The organism is Paenibacillus sp. FSL H3-0457 (assembly GCF_037981725.1).
GTDB classification, from domain to species: domain Bacteria; phylum Bacillota; class Bacilli; order Paenibacillales; family Paenibacillaceae; genus Paenibacillus; species Paenibacillus amylolyticus.
Genome location: NZ_CP150283.1, coordinates 1,449,885 through 1,465,883 on the forward strand (window position 1 = coordinate 1,449,885; position 15,999 = coordinate 1,465,883).

At 46.1% G+C, this 15,999-nt stretch carries 16 protein-coding genes; all 16 read left to right on the top strand.

Annotated features, from left to right (window positions below; all coding sequences use genetic code 11):
- Positions 1 to 154: 154 nt before the first annotated feature.
- The 16 genes from MHH25_RS06465 to MHH25_RS06540 all read left to right on the top strand — a co-directional run bounded on the left by MHH25_RS06465 (position 155) and on the right by MHH25_RS06540 (position 15,882).
- On the top strand, positions 155 to 2,128 hold the full coding sequence (locus MHH25_RS06465) for a hypothetical protein (RefSeq protein WP_340019518.1): 1,974 nt from the start codon (positions 155 to 157) through the stop codon (positions 2,126 to 2,128).
- Positions 2,129 to 2,824: a phage baseplate protein gene (locus tag MHH25_RS06470; RefSeq protein WP_340019519.1), complete on the top strand. Its 696-nt coding sequence runs from the start codon at positions 2,129 to 2,131 to the stop codon at positions 2,822 to 2,824.
- A 13-nt stretch (positions 2,825 to 2,837) separates the two neighbouring features.
- A complete protein-coding gene (locus MHH25_RS06475; RefSeq protein WP_340019520.1) occupies positions 2,838 to 3,848 on the top strand; it encodes a hypothetical protein in 1,011 nt (336 codons plus the stop codon).
- A 6-nt stretch (positions 3,849 to 3,854) separates the two neighbouring features.
- Entirely contained in the window at positions 3,855 to 4,112 is a 258-nt protein-coding gene (locus tag MHH25_RS06480) for a DUF2577 family protein (RefSeq protein WP_340019521.1), read from the top strand.
- Positions 4,109 to 4,522: a DUF2634 domain-containing protein gene (locus MHH25_RS06485; RefSeq protein ID WP_340019522.1), complete on the top strand. Its 414-nt coding sequence runs from the start codon at positions 4,109 to 4,111 to the stop codon at positions 4,520 to 4,522. Before MHH25_RS06480 ends, MHH25_RS06485 begins: the two co-directional genes overlap by 4 nt.
- The gene (locus MHH25_RS06490; RefSeq protein WP_340019523.1) at positions 4,515 to 5,573 is read left to right on the top strand and encodes a baseplate J/gp47 family protein; all 1,059 of its coding nucleotides are present in this window, start codon (positions 4,515 to 4,517) and stop codon (positions 5,571 to 5,573) included. The genes MHH25_RS06485 and MHH25_RS06490 overlap by 8 nt, the downstream gene beginning before the upstream one ends.
- The gene (locus tag MHH25_RS06495) at positions 5,570 to 6,115 is read left to right on the top strand and encodes a putative phage tail protein (protein WP_340019524.1); all 546 of its coding nucleotides are present in this window, start codon (positions 5,570 to 5,572) and stop codon (positions 6,113 to 6,115) included. The genes MHH25_RS06490 and MHH25_RS06495 overlap by 4 nt, the downstream gene beginning before the upstream one ends.
- Positions 6,116 to 8,488 (top strand): hypothetical protein, encoded by a 2,373-nt coding sequence (locus tag MHH25_RS06500; RefSeq protein WP_340019525.1) that lies wholly within the window; start codon positions 6,116 to 6,118, stop codon positions 8,486 to 8,488.
- Positions 8,488 to 9,111 carry a hypothetical protein gene (locus tag MHH25_RS06505; RefSeq protein ID WP_340019526.1) on the top strand — a complete coding sequence of 208 codons (624 nt, stop codon included), beginning with the start codon at positions 8,488 to 8,490 and terminating at the stop codon, positions 9,109 to 9,111. The genes MHH25_RS06500 and MHH25_RS06505 overlap by 1 nt, the downstream gene beginning before the upstream one ends.
- Positions 9,112 to 9,546 (top strand): hypothetical protein, encoded by a 435-nt coding sequence (locus tag MHH25_RS06510; RefSeq protein WP_340019527.1) that lies wholly within the window; start codon positions 9,112 to 9,114, stop codon positions 9,544 to 9,546.
- Between the two features lie 142 nt (positions 9,547 to 9,688).
- Positions 9,689 to 10,129, top strand: a complete 441-nt coding sequence (locus MHH25_RS06515; RefSeq protein ID WP_340019528.1) for a hypothetical protein — start codon at positions 9,689 to 9,691, stop codon at positions 10,127 to 10,129.
- A gap of 54 nt (positions 10,130 to 10,183) precedes the next feature.
- Positions 10,184 to 10,321: a hypothetical protein gene (locus MHH25_RS06520; protein WP_340019529.1), complete on the top strand. Its 138-nt coding sequence runs from the start codon at positions 10,184 to 10,186 to the stop codon at positions 10,319 to 10,321.
- A 75-nt stretch (positions 10,322 to 10,396) separates the two neighbouring features.
- Positions 10,397 to 10,894, top strand: coding sequence for a phage holin family protein (locus MHH25_RS06525; RefSeq protein WP_221819101.1), 498 nt, complete (start codon positions 10,397 to 10,399; stop codon positions 10,892 to 10,894).
- Positions 10,895 to 11,146: 252 nt separating this feature from the next.
- A complete protein-coding gene (locus tag MHH25_RS06530; RefSeq protein WP_340019530.1) occupies positions 11,147 to 12,094 on the top strand; it encodes a glycoside hydrolase family 25 protein in 948 nt (315 codons plus the stop codon).
- A gap of 928 nt (positions 12,095 to 13,022) precedes the next feature.
- Entirely contained in the window at positions 13,023 to 14,669 is a 1,647-nt protein-coding gene (locus tag MHH25_RS06535; RefSeq protein ID WP_340020460.1) for an ABC transporter substrate-binding protein, read from the top strand.
- Positions 14,670 to 14,877: 208 nt separating this feature from the next.
- On the top strand, positions 14,878 to 15,882 hold the full coding sequence (locus tag MHH25_RS06540; RefSeq protein ID WP_340019531.1) for an ABC transporter permease: 1,005 nt from the start codon (positions 14,878 to 14,880) through the stop codon (positions 15,880 to 15,882).
- Positions 15,883 to 15,999 lie beyond the last annotated feature (117 nt).

Genomic DNA, 15,999 nt, shown 5'->3' on the forward strand with positions numbered 1-15,999 from the left:
GAACTTAACATTTTGCCGCATCAGCTAATGGCCTTCTCCATGCGAGAACGAGCCGCTATCTATGCTATGATTTCCATCCGGGTGGAGGAAGAGAAGAAAGAGCGGTCCAAGAGCCGCGCCCGGAAGAAATAAAAAGGAAAGGAGGGAGAAATGAATGTATGCCATGTTTGCAAGACTGTACCTTACTTCAACACGTATAGTAACGCAATTTCAACAATTACCTGCTGCTATAAGTACCATGTTTAATTCTGCTCGACTGAACAGTATTGCAATGGCATCCAAATTGCTGCAGGGCGTATCCGAGGAACAAGCCAAAGTGAACGCGGCTTTTGCAGAAGGAGCCGGGCGTGTAAGAGCCTGGATCAGCATGATCAAGTCAGCAGGACAAGCGGTTCTTGTTCCAGCAGCACAAGAAGAGGATCTGAAGCATCGCTATATGGCTGCTACGGGTGATGATGCTCAGGGGGAGACGATCTTTAATCGCTACCGTGCGGAAGCTTTCAAGAGCGGACAGAATGTTACGGATGCTTTGAAAGGTACACTATCTCTCATTCCGTATGCACAGAATACGGATCAGGTTGACCAACTGAGAGATATGACTAAACGGTTGAGTATGCTTTCTCCAGATGGGAAAAGTATGTCAGATGCATCCAGTGCCTTGGTTGCTGCCATGAACGGAGACAATGGTGAACTTGCCAATTCTTTTAACATTCCTGCTGAAGCTCTAAGTGGAGCGGGTCTGCAACAAACTATCGATTCATCCAATCTGGATGGATTTATCACCAAGCTTGATGTCATTTTGCAAAAACAAGGCTATACCCAACAGGCTTTTGACACTATGCTGGATTCACCACTACAGAAGTGGAACATGCTTGTGAATCAGTTTAATGGGGTTCTGGGCCAGATTGGACAGGTAGCTCTTGTTGCCTTGACGCCTCTACTAGATCGATTAAATGAGGCATTTGCCAATGGTGAATTCACTGGCATTATTGAATGGCTTAGCAATGCATTTACGGTTGCGGCAAACGCGCTGACGATGCTGGTAAATGGCATTCTGTATATAGCAAGTGTGATCCAACAAAACTGGGATATTATTCAGCCGATCCTTATGGCGCTTGCGCTTGTGGCTCTGGCTTTGGTCATTATCCAAGTTTACAGTTTGGTTGCAGCCTGGTTATTACTGAATTGGCCTATTCTGCTCGTCATCGCTGCCATTGCAGCTGTTATCGGTATTTTAAGCATGATGGGAATATCGGGAACTGAGATTTTGGGAGCAATTATCGGTACATTTATGCTGCTTGGAGAGATGGTAAGGGTTGTGATTGCCACGATGTGGAATCGATTTGCTATATTCGCAGAGTTCATAGCCAATGTCTTCAAAGACCCATTCTATGCATTCCAAAAATTGCTTTACGATTTGGGAATGTTCGGGATGCAGATATTTTACAATCTTATTGTAGGAATTGAGGACTTTCTGGGCAAAGCGATGGGGGCAATTGGGAAGGTAGCTTCCTTTATTAATGATATCTTTGGTACAAATTTAGCTGTCATGTCCGAAGCGGATATCAACATTGCTAGTAAAAACGTCAAGGGTTGGATGGATACATTGAAATCATTTGAGCCACAGAGTGACAAAGATGTATTCCACATGAATCGAATGGACGGAGAATTCGATCCAAAGGTTTCTGACAAGGGACAAGATGCAGCAAAAAAACTATTATCAAAAATACCTTCTCTGCCTGATCCAAATTCCAAAGAAACAAAATTACCCGGAAACTTCGGCGGCTCAACTCCAAAAACCCCTTCAATGCCATCGATACCAACTGCACCTGCTCCCACCGTTGTTCCCAATAGCAATATGAGTAACATCAACAAAATTAACAATATCGGACAGGTGGACAAGATCGGTGACGTGGACGGCACAGTGGATGTGACGAGCGAGGATCTGAAACTGATGCGTGAGCTTGCCGAGATGCAGGCGATTCAGCGATTTGTCAGCCTTACTCCAACCGTTCAGGTCACCACAGGGGATATCAACAGCGGACATGATGTGGACAGCATCATCAGCAAAATCACCGATGGACTGAACAGTCAGATCGTCTCCAGTGCTCAGGGGGTGTATGGATAAGTGGAATATTATATTCAACTAAGCTTCAATAACCGCTCTGAATACATGTTTTTCCCGGTGACACCAGAGAGCATTGAGTTTTCGGATTCGGGAGACGGTAGTACGTTTAACGTGAGCGCTTTGGGTGAAATTAACGTGATCAAGTCGCCGAAGCTGCGCGAAGTCAGTTTCAGCGGGATTTTTCCGGCAGATTACAGCCCTTATCATCTGAACTACGATGCAGGACATCCGGCAATTCAGAAGCAGTTTTACCGTGATCCCTATGAATATGTGAAAAAGATCATCCGCTGGATGCAGACGGGTAGACCCGTCAGACTGTTCTTTTCCAGTGCAAGGTACACCATTAATATGGCGGTTTCCATTGAGAGCTTCGACTGGAAGGAGACAGCGGGTACGGTGGGCGATATCCAGTACGATATCAAGCTGAAGCAGTTCATTTTTTATGCCGCCAAAAAAGTAGTGCCACTCAAGGAGAGCAAGGATACGGCTGCTTCGAAAACAAAAACCAAAGCCTCTCGGCCCAATGAAAAAATTCAGCCAAAGACCGTCACACTCAAAGCCGGAGACTCCTTGTGGTCTGTAGCTAAAGCCCATTTGGGAGATGGATCTCGCTGGAAAGAGCTGCAAAAGCTGAATAGCATCAAAGATGCACAACTGAAGAAGCTGCCGATTGGACTTGTGATCAAGCTTCCGTGAAAGGAGAGGTAATATGCAAGAGCAGATCAGGTTGGATGATAAGCTGGCCAACATGAAGGAACGGTTATTACTGGATGACAAGCAGGGCAACATCTGGGACATTAGCGAAATTGCCGGTGATATTACGTACAAAACCTCCCGCATCGGCAAGCCCTCCTCTCTGGAATTCACGTTGATCAAGGGCAGTCTGTACCAGAATAAGAAATTCACATATGAGAATGGATATGTCGTGAAATATATCAGCAACGAGGTAGGCATATTTTACGGATATATCTTCTCGGTGGATAGCGGTAAGGACGAAAGTGTCAAAATCAAGGCCTACGACCAGACTCGTTATCTAACCGCGAATCAGACGTACAAGTTCGTTAATGCCACTGCTGCGGATGTAATTAAACGAATTGCAAAGGATTTCCTGTTGAAAACGGATGATCTGATTCAGCCGAAATATGTGATTCCACGCATGTTATTTGATAATAAAAAGCTGATTGACATGATCTGTGAGGCGTTGGACCGAACGTTGATCTATGGCGGAAAAAACTACATCTTCTACGATGATTTCGGCAAGCTTGTGCTTCGGGATGTGGAAAAGATGCCTTACGGCTTTGTCATTGGGGATAATAGTCTGCTCACGGATTACAGTTATACGCGGTCAATTGACGACCAGACATATAACAAGATCAAGCTGTATCGGGATAACAAGGATACGGGAAAAAGAGAAACGTTTGTTCATCAGGATTCAGGCAGCATCCGTCAATGGGGGCTGCTTTTTTTGTACCAAAAAGCGGATGATGGCCTGAACGAAGGTCAGATTGATGAAATGCTCAAGACCCTGATGACCCTCCGTAACCGCGAGACGCAGACGTTGAAAGTGGATGCGCTTGGTGATTTCAAGGTGAGGGCAGGCAGTTTTGTCAACATCCAGATCAATGAACTCAAGATTAATCAATATTTTCTGGTAGACGAATGTACGCATAAGGTACAGGGGGGCGTGCATACGATGTCACTGGATTTGAAGGTGGTGTAACGATAAATGATGCTGGACGTGATTAAAAAGGCGGCGGTGGCCGCTGTAGATGCCAAGTCTCCCGTTCAGGTAATGTACGGAAGCGTGACAAACACCCAGCCTCTGGAGATCACCGTTGAACAACGGCTGGCATTGGCTGAGCCTTTTCTGGTACTGCCGGAATTCGTAGTGAACAAAGTTTGGACCGTGGGTGACCATGTCTTGTTGTTACGTGTTCAAGGCGGAGACAGCTTTGTTGTGCTGGATCGGCTGGTGAATCCATGATTCCACAGGGTGCGCAGATTAGTGCAGAAGATCTGGAAGAAGCTGTTGTGCTTCCAAGTCTTACTTATGTGTTTCAAGCTTCAGGACAGCGAATTGGAAGACTGCAGCTGGATGGAAAAGATGCGGTAAAACAGGCGGTGTACAAAGCGTTGTCTACACGCCGTTACGAGCATCTAATCTACTCTTCGGATTACGGCATGGAATGGTCTTGGGAAGGAATGGCCGGGAGATCCATGGTTGAATCGGAACTGGAACGCTGGATTCGCGAAGCGTTGCTTCCAGATGATCGCATTTCGGATGTAACCGAGTTCGATTTTGTCCACGAGGCTGACGGGGTACGGGTTTCTTTTACCGTGGAAACAGATTTTGGCAGCTTCAGGGAAGAGACGGAGGTGAACATGAATGTATGAAGAGCAGACGTTTGAAGTTATTTTAAACCGAATGCTGGACAGGGTACCGGATGGTGTGGATAAACGTGAAGGCAGCATTATCTATGATGCGCTTGCGCCAGCGGCAGTGGAAATGGCTCAGATGTATATAGAGCTGGATGTGAACGCCAACCTGAAGTTTGCGGATACAGCATCTGGAGAGTATCTGGATCGTGCGGTGGCTTGGTCTGGCATTAGTCGGAAAGTGGCCACGAAGGCACGTTGGGTTGGCAGTTTCCGGGGTAACGAAGGGAAGCCTGTTGAAGTTCCTTTGGAGAGTCGTTTTTCCACGGGGGATCGGGTGTACGTTATTGTGGAGCGCATCGCGGCAGGGCGATATGTGTTGGAATGTGAGGTCGCGGGAGCGGAAGGAAATGAATATACGGGGGCGCTGCTGCCCATCGATTATATTGCTGGCTTGACGACGGCTGAATTGACACAGTTGCTGGTTCCTGGCGAAGACGAGGAAACGGATCAGGCTTTATATGATCGTTATCAGGACAAAGTCTCCCGTCCGGTCACGAGTGCGAACAAATATCAGTATGAGTTATGGGCACGGGAAAACTCCGGTGTGGGCAAAGCAAAGGCTTTTCCACTGTGGGATGGTCCAGGTACAGTCAAAGTGGCATTGCTGAATAATGAAATGCAAACACCTGCTGATGCGGTTATCGAGGCGGTGCAGGAATATATCGATCCATCCCAGGATGGAATGGGCGAAGGTGCTGCTCCAATCGGACCTGTGGTCACGGTGGTGGGGGCGGAAGAAATACCCATCGATGTAGAAGTACAGGTCACGCTTGCTTCTGGTTCAACGTACGAGGGAGTGAAGATGCTTATTGAAACGGGAGTTACAGCGTATCTGAAAGAACTGGCTTTTGCCGATCCGTTGGTTCGTTGGACACGTATTGCCAATGTCATTCTGGATATCCCGCCCGTGATCGATTATAGCGATCTGCTGGTGAATGGTGGTATGTCCAATCTGGAGATCGCCCCCGGCGCAGTAGCCGTTCTCGGGACGGTGAAGGTGACATGAGTAAAGCAGAGATGTTAATGACTCTTTTGCCCCCATTGTATGAAAATGTGCTGGAGATGCAGCTTCTCACGGAGACCGAAGGTGTAGAGCTGGACAAGCTTACGGTGGGTTTGGAAAGTGTGCTGGACCAATTCTACCCGGAGTCTGCGACCTGGGCATTGGAACGTTATGAGCGGGATTTGCAGATTCCGACGAACCAAGCCAAGCCAGACGACCAGCGGAGATCCGTAATCATCTCCAAAATGCGCGGCAGCGGCAAAGTCTCAGGCTCCATGCTCAAGAACGTGGCACAGGCCTACGAAAGCGGCGGAATTGATGTATCCGTTGATTCAGGTGAGTACCGCATTATAATCCGCTTCATCGACACATGGGGCTTGCCGCCCAATTTGGACGATCTGAAAGCAGCGATTGAGGATATTAAACCAGCACACATGACCGTGGAGTACCGTCTACGGTATTTGACGATTGCGGAGGTTGAAAGCATGACGCTGGATGAGGTCGAACAGACCCGACAGGATAAATTTGCAGGAGGTGGAGCATAAATGAATGAACCAAAAACACCAAATTTGGGGTTGAATAAGATTGATCGTTCCTCGCCATCGACAACCTATTTTGATCTGGATAAGTATCTGGATCAGAACTGGGAGAAGGTTGATGATTTTGCGGAGCAGGTGGAAGAAAAGGCTGAGGAAACCGCGGCACAGCTGGGTAGTATTCAGGAGCGGTTGGATACGGAGAAGCGGAGATCCGTGACGTTGGAGCCAGGGTTACAAGTTATTAATGCTGAACGTGCCTCGGCATTTAAGTTGGAAGGGTTGAAGGGGCGCACGCTGGTGAATTTGTTGGGGCGTTATGGAGGTATGGAGAGTTTAACTGGCTTGAACGCCATTCGATCTAATCTTTCGTTGGATCTGATGAATAAAGTAGACGGGAGCAGTGGACTAAAGGTTACGGTTAACTCCGCAGCTTCTCCTAGTGCGGCAGGTGTTGCTACAGTGTCTCTTCCTAATTTTAAAGCGAATAGCTTTTACGTATTAATTGCAAATGTAAAAAACGGAAATTCGATAGAAGGGGCAAATATTGGATTCGGTGGAGAATTTGGCGGGCCATATTCAACATTCGTTCAGACAACTGATAAATTTGTTACGGTATGGGCAAAGAAGAAAGTCTCTACCCAGGGGAGTGGAATTATTGATTTTGCAGTTTTTGGAAACCCGAATCAGTATGGTTACTTTGACTCTGGTCGCCTTTATGAAATCAGCGAATCCGAGTACAATGCGCTCGACAGCATGAATCCGGAACAGGTAGCTCTTAAGTATCCTTATGTTGATAGTGTGCAACCTGTGCTAAATCCATACGTGATTAGGTATGGGGAGAATCTGTTGCCGCCATTTTATGAGTGGGAGATTAGCACGTCTCAAGGGTCGTATACACTGTCATCTCCTTATACAATTAGCATCACAAATACAAGCACTACGTGGGGCCAATATGCAAGGTATTATGTTCCCGTTTTGATAGGACAAACTTATGCCTTATCTGTTACTATATCCGATTCAGGAGGGACTGAATCTTGTTATATGTATGCTTGTGATGCAAGCAAACAAAGGGTAGGTGATAAGATCACAAGCAGGTCTATTACCGTTCCCACTGGAGCATCTTACGTAGAGATTGTTGTAAATACAGTGGATGCCAATGGGGCTGTAGTTGGATTATTTACTTTTGCTAACCCGATATTCAATATCGGTAATGAAGCCAAATCATTTAAACCACGTAAAGACGTTATGCACACACTACAAACGGATTTATATGCTGATCCAGTAACTGGTGAGAATGGTGATGAAGTATTTGAGCAGAGTGGACAGTATTACAAGATGAAAAAGTGGTACAAAGTTGATTTTGAGGGGAGCAGAATTACAAGCACTATCTTGGGCAACAAATCCGGATTTAAAACGCTATACCCTAAGTTAGAAGGCGCCAATTATGGCTATTCTTCTATGGCAGCGTCCGCCGCTGTTAAATACGATGGGAAAATCTTAACGTGGGGATCTCACGAGGCAATTGCAGACGGATGGGCGATTGATAAACTCAATAATAATTTTGCAATTTCCGTTCCCAACGCAGACAGCGGATGGGGAGATGCATACACGCCGACAGTCAACGAGATTAAGGCGTATTTCATGGGCTGGACGATGCGTAACATGAGCGCCAGCACTTACAATGATCCGACAAACGCGTCTCAAAAAACATGGACACCGATAGGATACTCACCTCCAGCTAACTGGAATAGCACATGGGCACATTTAAGAACATCAGTACCAGTAAACGAGAGTTCTCCCTCTATTAAAGATGGGACAATTTCGTCATACCAGCTTGTATATCAACTTGTAACGCCAACTGTCGAGCCGATCACATCAGAAGGACAATTGACGTTATTCGAAGGCAATAACCAAGTTGAAGTAGGATCGGGGATTGTGTTGCGTGAGAATGTGATACCTTCAACTGACAGTGGAGGGTGGAAGAATCTTGGTAATCCTGCAGCTTCGGCTGGTGCAAAGGGATTCAAATATAGATCGAGTAAAATTATGCAAGTATATCGCAACGGAAGGCAGGATAACGGATGGGTAATTACTAATACCATTCAGTTCGGATCAATTGCCCAATTCCCGCTCATACGAATCAATGAGTTCGATCCGTCAGCCACGTACACCGTAACGTACGTTATGTTGGACAAGTCTCCGATTGCTTCATTCGTCGGATCCGTAGCCGAGAACGAAAAGGCGTTACTTACGGATATGAACGACGTCGTACGTCAGAATGCGGCAGCGGTATCCGTGGTCGAGACGGCGGTTAACGAGGCTGTTCGTCAATTGCTGCAACAACAAAATAAAAGAAACGTTTGGGGGCTTATTGAATAATGGCAGAAATTGCAAAGTTGCTGTATCAAGGCGTAATACCTACAACTGCAACAAGTATTTACACTGCTCCCCCGGGAAAATATACGGTAATTAAATCGATATTCCTAACGAGTTTAGCTAATGGAACTGATCGTACATTTAATTTGGTAATTGGGGGTATTACTGTTGGATATGGTCACACTGTTAAGTCATTTAAAACTCTATTTTTCGATGACATAGGTATCTTCTTGCTTCCTGGCGAAACCATACAGCTTCATTGCTCTGGTGGTAATGTGATCTCTCAAATAAGCGGAATCGAAAGTGATTACGTTCCTGCCGAATTTCCTTATATTAAAAGCAACGGAAGCATACCAGCTGTAACTTCTTCCACAATATTGAATCCAGATTCATCACATGATTGGATAATTAAGTCCTTGATAATTACAAATCATAATTCAGCTGACAGGGAAATAGTCGTTCAAAGTGCAGGCTTTTCACTTCTATATCGATTTAACTTAAAGGCTTATGATACGTTAATCGTCCCCTTGCCTAACTTTATGCTGCCGAAGGGTCAAACAGTCACAGCTTATACTATGTCGGGCGGAGCATTATTCGGAATTGTGGCAGAAAGGGTGGTGCAGTAAATGCCGTTAATTGATAATTACTTGCTGGACAATTGCGCGATTGACGGCCCTTCCCTTGAGCTTGAATCTACGTTAAATGGAACGTTGAACATCGTAGCGGAAGATGGCGTTGCGAGGAATTCGCCTCAAAACTCTTATGGGAAGGTAAAAGCTATTCAAGTTGGATACAAAGGAAAGTACAGAGTAATAACCGTTACAAACGCGAGCACTTCGTTAAGCAGTGATTGTAGGATCGCTGTTTATGTAAATGGGATTTATCAAGGCGTTAGTTTTGTTGTTCCGATAAATACAGGAAGTCAAACTTTTGAAGTGACGGTAAACGCCGGGGATTCCATAGAAGTGTGGGCATATTATACAGGTGGATTCTCGTATAATATAAGCCGAGTTACTCTTTATTCTTCTTTAGCGCCCGTAGGGAAATTTACGCTTACTTGATCTTAAAAAGAAAGCAGAAGTGAGTGGAATGATAGAGAGATAGCGGGGGGAAAGGGTGTGACGTTGTGAGCCGGGAAAGCTTTTAACGCATACTCTTTTTTGTCATATCAAAAAAAATTAATCAACGAAAGGTAGTGAAAAAATGAACGAACAAGAGCCGAAAAATAAAATCGGTATGAAGGTTTACTACGACTTGCAATCCGGGAACGTAATCGTTATTACACCAGAGAGCACCGGGATCGTCGTCGAAACCACGAGAGAGCAGGATTTCAAGTTGTACAAAGCGTTGGACGATAAAGTTCTCGATAGTGTTGGTATGATCCAACTGGAATACGGCGCGTACATGTTGGACCGTGCCGAAGGCGGTATGATTGCACGCGTTGATCTGGAAACATTGGAACCACTCTTTGACTACCCGCCAAAACCCGATGAAGAACCACAACCGCCTGCCATTTCATTTACGTCTCAAATTGCCGAATTGGCGGCAGAAAATCAGCGATTGCGGGAAGAAAACAACACGAATCAATTGGCGCTTATGGAATTGCACATGATGCTGCTTAACTTGATGCCTGATGCGGGATAAACTTGCAAGATTGTCAATCCGTTGGGCTGTAACACTCACGAAAGGGGTGAGAATATGTTGGCTGTATATGTAATGATGATTCATAAAGGATTGATTTGTATTGACGATGTTCCGACTGCAAACGGTAATCGTGATAAAGTGAAGGTTGCTCTGGAAACAGCAGGGATGGACCAAAACGGAAGTATTGTGTAACAAGCGTTCCGAATACGGAGCGCTATTTTAATACCTTTTGGGGCAGTTATCACAAAAATTAAAGGAGGTGAAACCATGGAACGATGGGATACCCTATGGAAATGGGGAATTGCGCTCATGAGCAGCTCAGTAACCTACTTCTTCGGTGGTTGGTCAGGCGTACTCGGCGTACTACTTGTATTCGTCATCCTCGATTACCTAACGGGCATTGCGGCAGCAGGCATGAGTGGCAAGCTAGAAAGTAACGTTGGCATGTTCGGCATTGCACGAAAAGTATTTATATTTGCAATGGTATCGGTGGCTCATCTGGTGGACGGTGTTCTGGGAGACGGACATTTGTTCAGGGATGCGGTCGCCTTTTTTTATATCGCAAATGAGTTGTTGTCCATTATCGAAAACGGGGGCAAGTTGGGCGCACCTATTCCGCCAGTGATTCGGCAAGCCATTGAAGTGCTCAAGGGCAAAGGGGGAACCGGGGAACTCCCCGGTAACTTCTCTCCAAGTGCCAAAGACTCTTTTTCACAGGCAGATCCGGATGACATAGATTCACAGGCTGGAGATAGTAAGAAGTAATGCGACTATAGGAAGCTAGCACGTTAAACTAAACATATCTCAGGTACATCAGGGACACGCACACAAGCAACCCCTGATCCAACAGCATTAACTATAGGAGCACTTTGCATCAATCCAGAGAGTGACATCCAATCAGCAATGTATAGATCAGAATGCTCTAATCTGTCTATACTTGTACCCGGGAACGCTTGAATCGAATGATGTAAAATGCTGATACAAACGGCAATTTGCCGCATAAAGGGTGTGAGAAACATGCAAACGAGAAGTTCGGGCAATACACAGGGCATTGACGTCTCCCGATACCAGGGCAATATTGACTGGGCGAAAGTGAAGGCAAGTGGCATGACATTTGTATTCATCAAGGCAACTGAGGGACAGACGTATACCGATCCGAATTACCAGAAAAATGTAACCGGTGCACTGGCGGCAGGCATGCTGGTCGGAACGTATCATTTCTTCCGCGCGACATCTACCGATGGTGCCAAAGTAGAAGCAGCACATTACGCCAATACACTTAACAAAGTTGGAGGCGCCAAGGCACTACAGCTGCCACCCGTCATGGACTACGAGAACAACCCTGGCAACCTGAGCAAAGCGCAGATGAATACAGTTGCTAAAGCTTTTTTAACCGAATTACAACGTCTGACAGGTGTAAAACCGATTATATACACGGGCAATGCATTTGCCGGGAATTTTGACACAACACTCAGCTCATATGATCTGTGGATCGCGCGCTACAGCAACACCCGTGTACCGGACGACCAGCCGGCATGGAAGCGTTGGACGTTCTGGCAGTATACGGATTCAGGCAAGGTGAATGGCATTAGTGGCAACGTGGATATGAATGAATTCGAGGGAACAGCGGCACAGCTCAGAGCAAGATACGCAGCAGCCACTCCGAAACCACCGGAGCCATCCAATCCAACGAATCCAAGTCATCCGAATCCACCAACCGAACCACCGAAAGGGGGCGAACCGATGACAGCCGAAGAGAAAGCAGCGTTTGATGCGCTCAAATCCCAGGTCGACAAACTGCAGGCGCGTCAGCAAATGGAAGTTCCAGTATGGGCAAGGGCAGCTGTGGATGCAGCACTAGCATATGACACTAAAAATCCATTGTTCAGCATCGATAATGGGGCGAGTTATGATTTTTACCGTTTTATTACCGTGATGCATCGCAGAGGTTTGTTTAAAAAGTGAGCTGATTCTTAGCAAATTAGAATGTTGATTTATATAAATGTGGATTGAGAAGAGAAGGGACACGGGATGCTTTTTGTCGAACTGTGTTCCTTTTTTGTGTTTTGTGTAAGTGATATTAACACATATAATAAAGTTGAAGACTTATGTCTGTAAATCTCTTGTCTAATTGATTAATGTGATGTAAAGTAAGTTACACGAAATTGTTTTTCACCACAGTTTATTTACACAATCCTCCTCATCATGACAAAACCATAACATATGAAGTTATTGTAATGTCTCCCTGTTGTACAATCCAACATCTCAAGATGACTCGTTCATACATTTTACACATCCAATTTGCAAGAGAAAACCACCGTAATAAACAACTTACACATCCAAACAACCTAGCCTATGTTGAGTTTCTTTCATCCGTAATGCTTACGAACGATAACGATACCTAATCCGGTCTCCACACTCCATGCTCAACACGACACGCTCAAGGAACAGACTTTATTGCGTAGCCAGCAGCGTAGTATCCATATGCCCATCAGTATTTTTAATCTACCAACTTAAACTTGCTCTTACCAGTCCATAACTATTCACTGTTGCTTATTGACCTTAGTTCAAATAAAACGCAACAATTTCATTCAATTTCATAGATTCATCTCACAAGATCCGTTGTAGAACCTTTTTCTTTTTCTATAAAAGTAATCAAACGACGTCCTCAATCCATGTGCACGATCTGAAATTTACCTGTATTCCATACGTGTCCCATGCTGTTTTTACATTTCATCCATGCCGTACTTTTCCCAGAACTTTAATTCAGGTATCGCAGGCATCTAAAGCCTTTTATATGATACATAGCACTAAACCGATTGCCAACATTGGAGATCTTTCATGCCAGCATCACACACATTATGAGACAGGGAAGGGTGTTGTACGTATGCGAATGAGAAAAAAATGGATGTCCGGTGTTCTAACGATGGCCTTGAGTACCGTATTGGTGTTGTCCGGTTGCTCCAGTAACGAGAGTGGAGAGAATACGCCTGCTCCGGCGGAAGGAACCGACCCTCCAACCGAAACGGTAGCGCAGGATACGATGATTATGGGACGTGGTGGGGATTCCGTAGCACTCGACCCGGCGATTGTAACCGATGGGGAGTCGCTGAAGATTGGGCATCAGGTGTTTGATTCATTGCTGGACTACAAGGAAGGCGGAACAGAGGTCATTCCTGGACTAGCAGAGAGCTGGGAGATTTCGGCGGATGGGCTCAAGTATGTGTTTAAACTGAAGTCCGGTGTGAAATTCCATGATGGAACTGACTTCAACGCAGAGGCTGTTGTGTTTAACTTCAACCGCTGGGGCGATCCGGCGAGTGAATATAAATTCGAGGGAGATTCCTTCGATTATTACGATTCCATGTTTGGTCCAGAGGACGGACGTGTGATCAAGGAAGTGAAGGCGACGGACGAAACTACGGTGGAGTTCACATTGAACCAGCCACAAGCCCCTTTCCTGCAAAATATTGCGATGACGCCATTTGGCATTGCCAGCCCAACCGCGATTCAGGAGAAAAAAGAAAACTTCAAGAGCGAGCCTGTGGGCACCGGCCCATTTGTATTCAAAGAGTGGAAGCGTAACGACTCCATCACCCTGGAGAAAAACGCGGATTACTGGAAAGAAGGACTGCCAAAGCTGAACAAAGTGATCGTGCGTTCCATTCCGGATAATACCGCTCGCTTCAATGCCCTGCAAAACGGCGAGATTGATGTCATGGAAGACCTGAACCCGGACGATCTGTCCATTCTTGAAGGCAACAGCGAGTTACAGAAGATCGAGCGTCCACCGTTCAACGTGGCGTATATCGGCTTTAACTTCAAGAAGAAACCATTTGATAATGTGAAAGTCAGACAAGCCCTCAATCATGCGGTGAACAAGCAGGCTCTTATTGATGCGTTCTTTGCTGGACAAGCTGAACCTGCCGTGAACCCAATGCCGCCAACGCTGTGGGGATACAACGATACCCTTGAGGATTACCCATATGATCTGGAAAAAGCAAAAGCTCTACTGGCCGAAGCAGGCTTCCCTGACGGGTTGCCTGATCCGATAACCTTCTATGCAATGCCGGTATCCCGCCCGTATATGCCTGATGGCAAGAAGGTTGCGGAAGCGATCCAGGCCGATTTTGAGAAAATCGGAGTGACCGTCACCATCGAATCACCGGAGTGGGCAACGTATCTCGAAGATACAAAGGCCGGGGAGAAGGACGACATTTACATGCTCGGCTGGACAGGTGACAATGGTGACCCAGATAACTTCCTGTATACACTGCTGGATAAAGATGCCATTCCAAGCAACAACCGCAGTTATTATGTAAACGAAGAGTTGCATGTGTTGCTGACGGATGCGCAGAAAGAAACAGATCAGGAGAAACGTGCGGAGCTTTACAAACAAGCGCAGGCAATTATCAAGGAAGACGCACCGTGGATTCCTCTGGTACACACGACGCCAATTCTGGCGGGTAAAGCAAACCTGAAAGGTTTCGTTCCTTCTCCACTGGGCACCGAATCCTATGCCGGTGCTTATTTCGAGTAAGCTGTAAGCTGAACTTATCCATTTCAGGATAACTGCGATCTGAAGATGGCACTACAGTTCGGAGTGATTACGTTTTAATTCTTTCTTTCAAAGCGCTGGTGAGACGCAATGCTTGGCAGAACCCACATCCGGACGTAACTATCCAAAGCATGCGTTTCTGCCAGTGCTTTTTATTTTTGCACGATATGTCGAAGGCAGGTGAACAGGATTGAACAGCTATATTGTCAAACGTGTGCTTGTGTTGCTGCCCGTACTGCTGGGCATGACCCTGATTGTCTTTTCCATCATCCATGCGATTCCGGGTGACCCAGCCGAGACCATACTTGGGCAAAAGGCAACCGAACAATCCAAGCAGGCCCTTCGTGACCAGCTCGGTCTGGATAAACCTTGGTTCCAGCAGTATTTCGCCTACTTAGGCGATTTGCTCAAAGGCGACCTGGGAACATCCATCCGCACCAAGGTGCCTATTGCCCAGGAAATTGTGCCTTATCTGACAGCAACCCTTGAATTAACGATGGCAAGTATGTTGTTTGCTATCATTATTGGGGTGAATGCCGGGATTGTCAGTGCATGGAAGCACAACTCCTGGTTTGATTATTGCTGTATGGTCATTGCTTTGGTGGGTGTATCGATGCCAATCTTCTGGCTCGGTCTGATGGAACAATGGCTGTTTGCGAACAAGTTACAGTGGCTGCCGTCCATTGGACGCATGAATGCACGTGATCCGGTGGAAGCCATTACGGGCTTGTACGTGCTGGATACGATGATCGCTGGACAATGGAATCAGTTGTGGACCGTAACGAAACATTTGATTCTGCCAAGTGTTGCACTGGGCACGATCCCGATGGCTGTTATTGCTCGGATGACGCGTTCCAGCATGCTGGAAGTGATGAGTTCCGATTACATTCGTACTGCAAAGGCGAAGGGGCTGGGTCCGTTTTTTGTTGTATATGGACATGCGCTCAAAAATGCATTTATTCCCGTGCTTACGGTTATCGGCATCCAGACCGGGTCATTACTCGGGGGTGCGGTGTTGACCGAAACGATCTTTGCCTGGCCGGGCGTGGGACGTTATATATATGAAGCGATTAGTTCGCGGGACTATCCGGTGATCCAGAGTGGCATTCTGATCGTGGCGTTCTTTTTCGTGGTGATTAACCTGATTGTGGACCTGCTCTACGCCGTGTTTGATCCTCGTATTAGTTATAAATAGGGAATTCATCAAGAACCAATCTGCAGAATCGAAGCTAAAAGCTTTCTAAAAGAAAGCTACATCGGAAGTATAGGCTGCGCATGTATCACCGGATTTTCACCTTTAAATAGGTGGATT

Excerpts from the sequence above, each read along its gene's own strand:
- MHH25_RS06520 (WP_340019529.1), top strand. The coding sequence starts at position 10,184 with ATGTTGGCTGTATATGTAATGATGATTCATAAAGGATTGATTTGTATT.
- MHH25_RS06480 (WP_340019521.1), top strand. The coding sequence starts at position 3,855 with ATGATGCTGGACGTGATTAAAAAGGCGGCGGTGGCCGCTGTAGATGCC.
- MHH25_RS06515 (WP_340019528.1), top strand. The coding sequence starts at position 9,689 with ATGAACGAACAAGAGCCGAAAAATAAAATCGGTATGAAGGTTTACTAC.
- MHH25_RS06500 (WP_340019525.1), top strand. The coding sequence starts at position 6,116 with ATGAATGAACCAAAAACACCAAATTTGGGGTTGAATAAGATTGATCGT.
- MHH25_RS06530 (WP_340019530.1), top strand. The coding sequence starts at position 11,147 with ATGCAAACGAGAAGTTCGGGCAATACACAGGGCATTGACGTCTCCCGA.
- MHH25_RS06525 (WP_221819101.1), top strand. The coding sequence starts at position 10,397 with ATGGAACGATGGGATACCCTATGGAAATGGGGAATTGCGCTCATGAGC.
- MHH25_RS06535 (WP_340020460.1), top strand. The coding sequence starts at position 13,023 with ATGAGAAAAAAATGGATGTCCGGTGTTCTAACGATGGCCTTGAGTACC.
- MHH25_RS06505 (WP_340019526.1), top strand. The coding sequence starts at position 8,488 with ATGGCAGAAATTGCAAAGTTGCTGTATCAAGGCGTAATACCTACAACT.
- MHH25_RS06475 (WP_340019520.1), top strand. The coding sequence starts at position 2,838 with ATGCAAGAGCAGATCAGGTTGGATGATAAGCTGGCCAACATGAAGGAA.
- MHH25_RS06465 (WP_340019518.1), top strand. The coding sequence starts at position 155 with ATGTATGCCATGTTTGCAAGACTGTACCTTACTTCAACACGTATAGTA.
- MHH25_RS06495 (WP_340019524.1), top strand. The coding sequence starts at position 5,570 with ATGAGTAAAGCAGAGATGTTAATGACTCTTTTGCCCCCATTGTATGAA.
- MHH25_RS06485 (WP_340019522.1), top strand. The coding sequence starts at position 4,109 with ATGATTCCACAGGGTGCGCAGATTAGTGCAGAAGATCTGGAAGAAGCT.
- MHH25_RS06510 (WP_340019527.1), top strand. The coding sequence starts at position 9,112 with ATGCCGTTAATTGATAATTACTTGCTGGACAATTGCGCGATTGACGGC.
- MHH25_RS06490 (WP_340019523.1), top strand. The coding sequence starts at position 4,515 with ATGTATGAAGAGCAGACGTTTGAAGTTATTTTAAACCGAATGCTGGAC.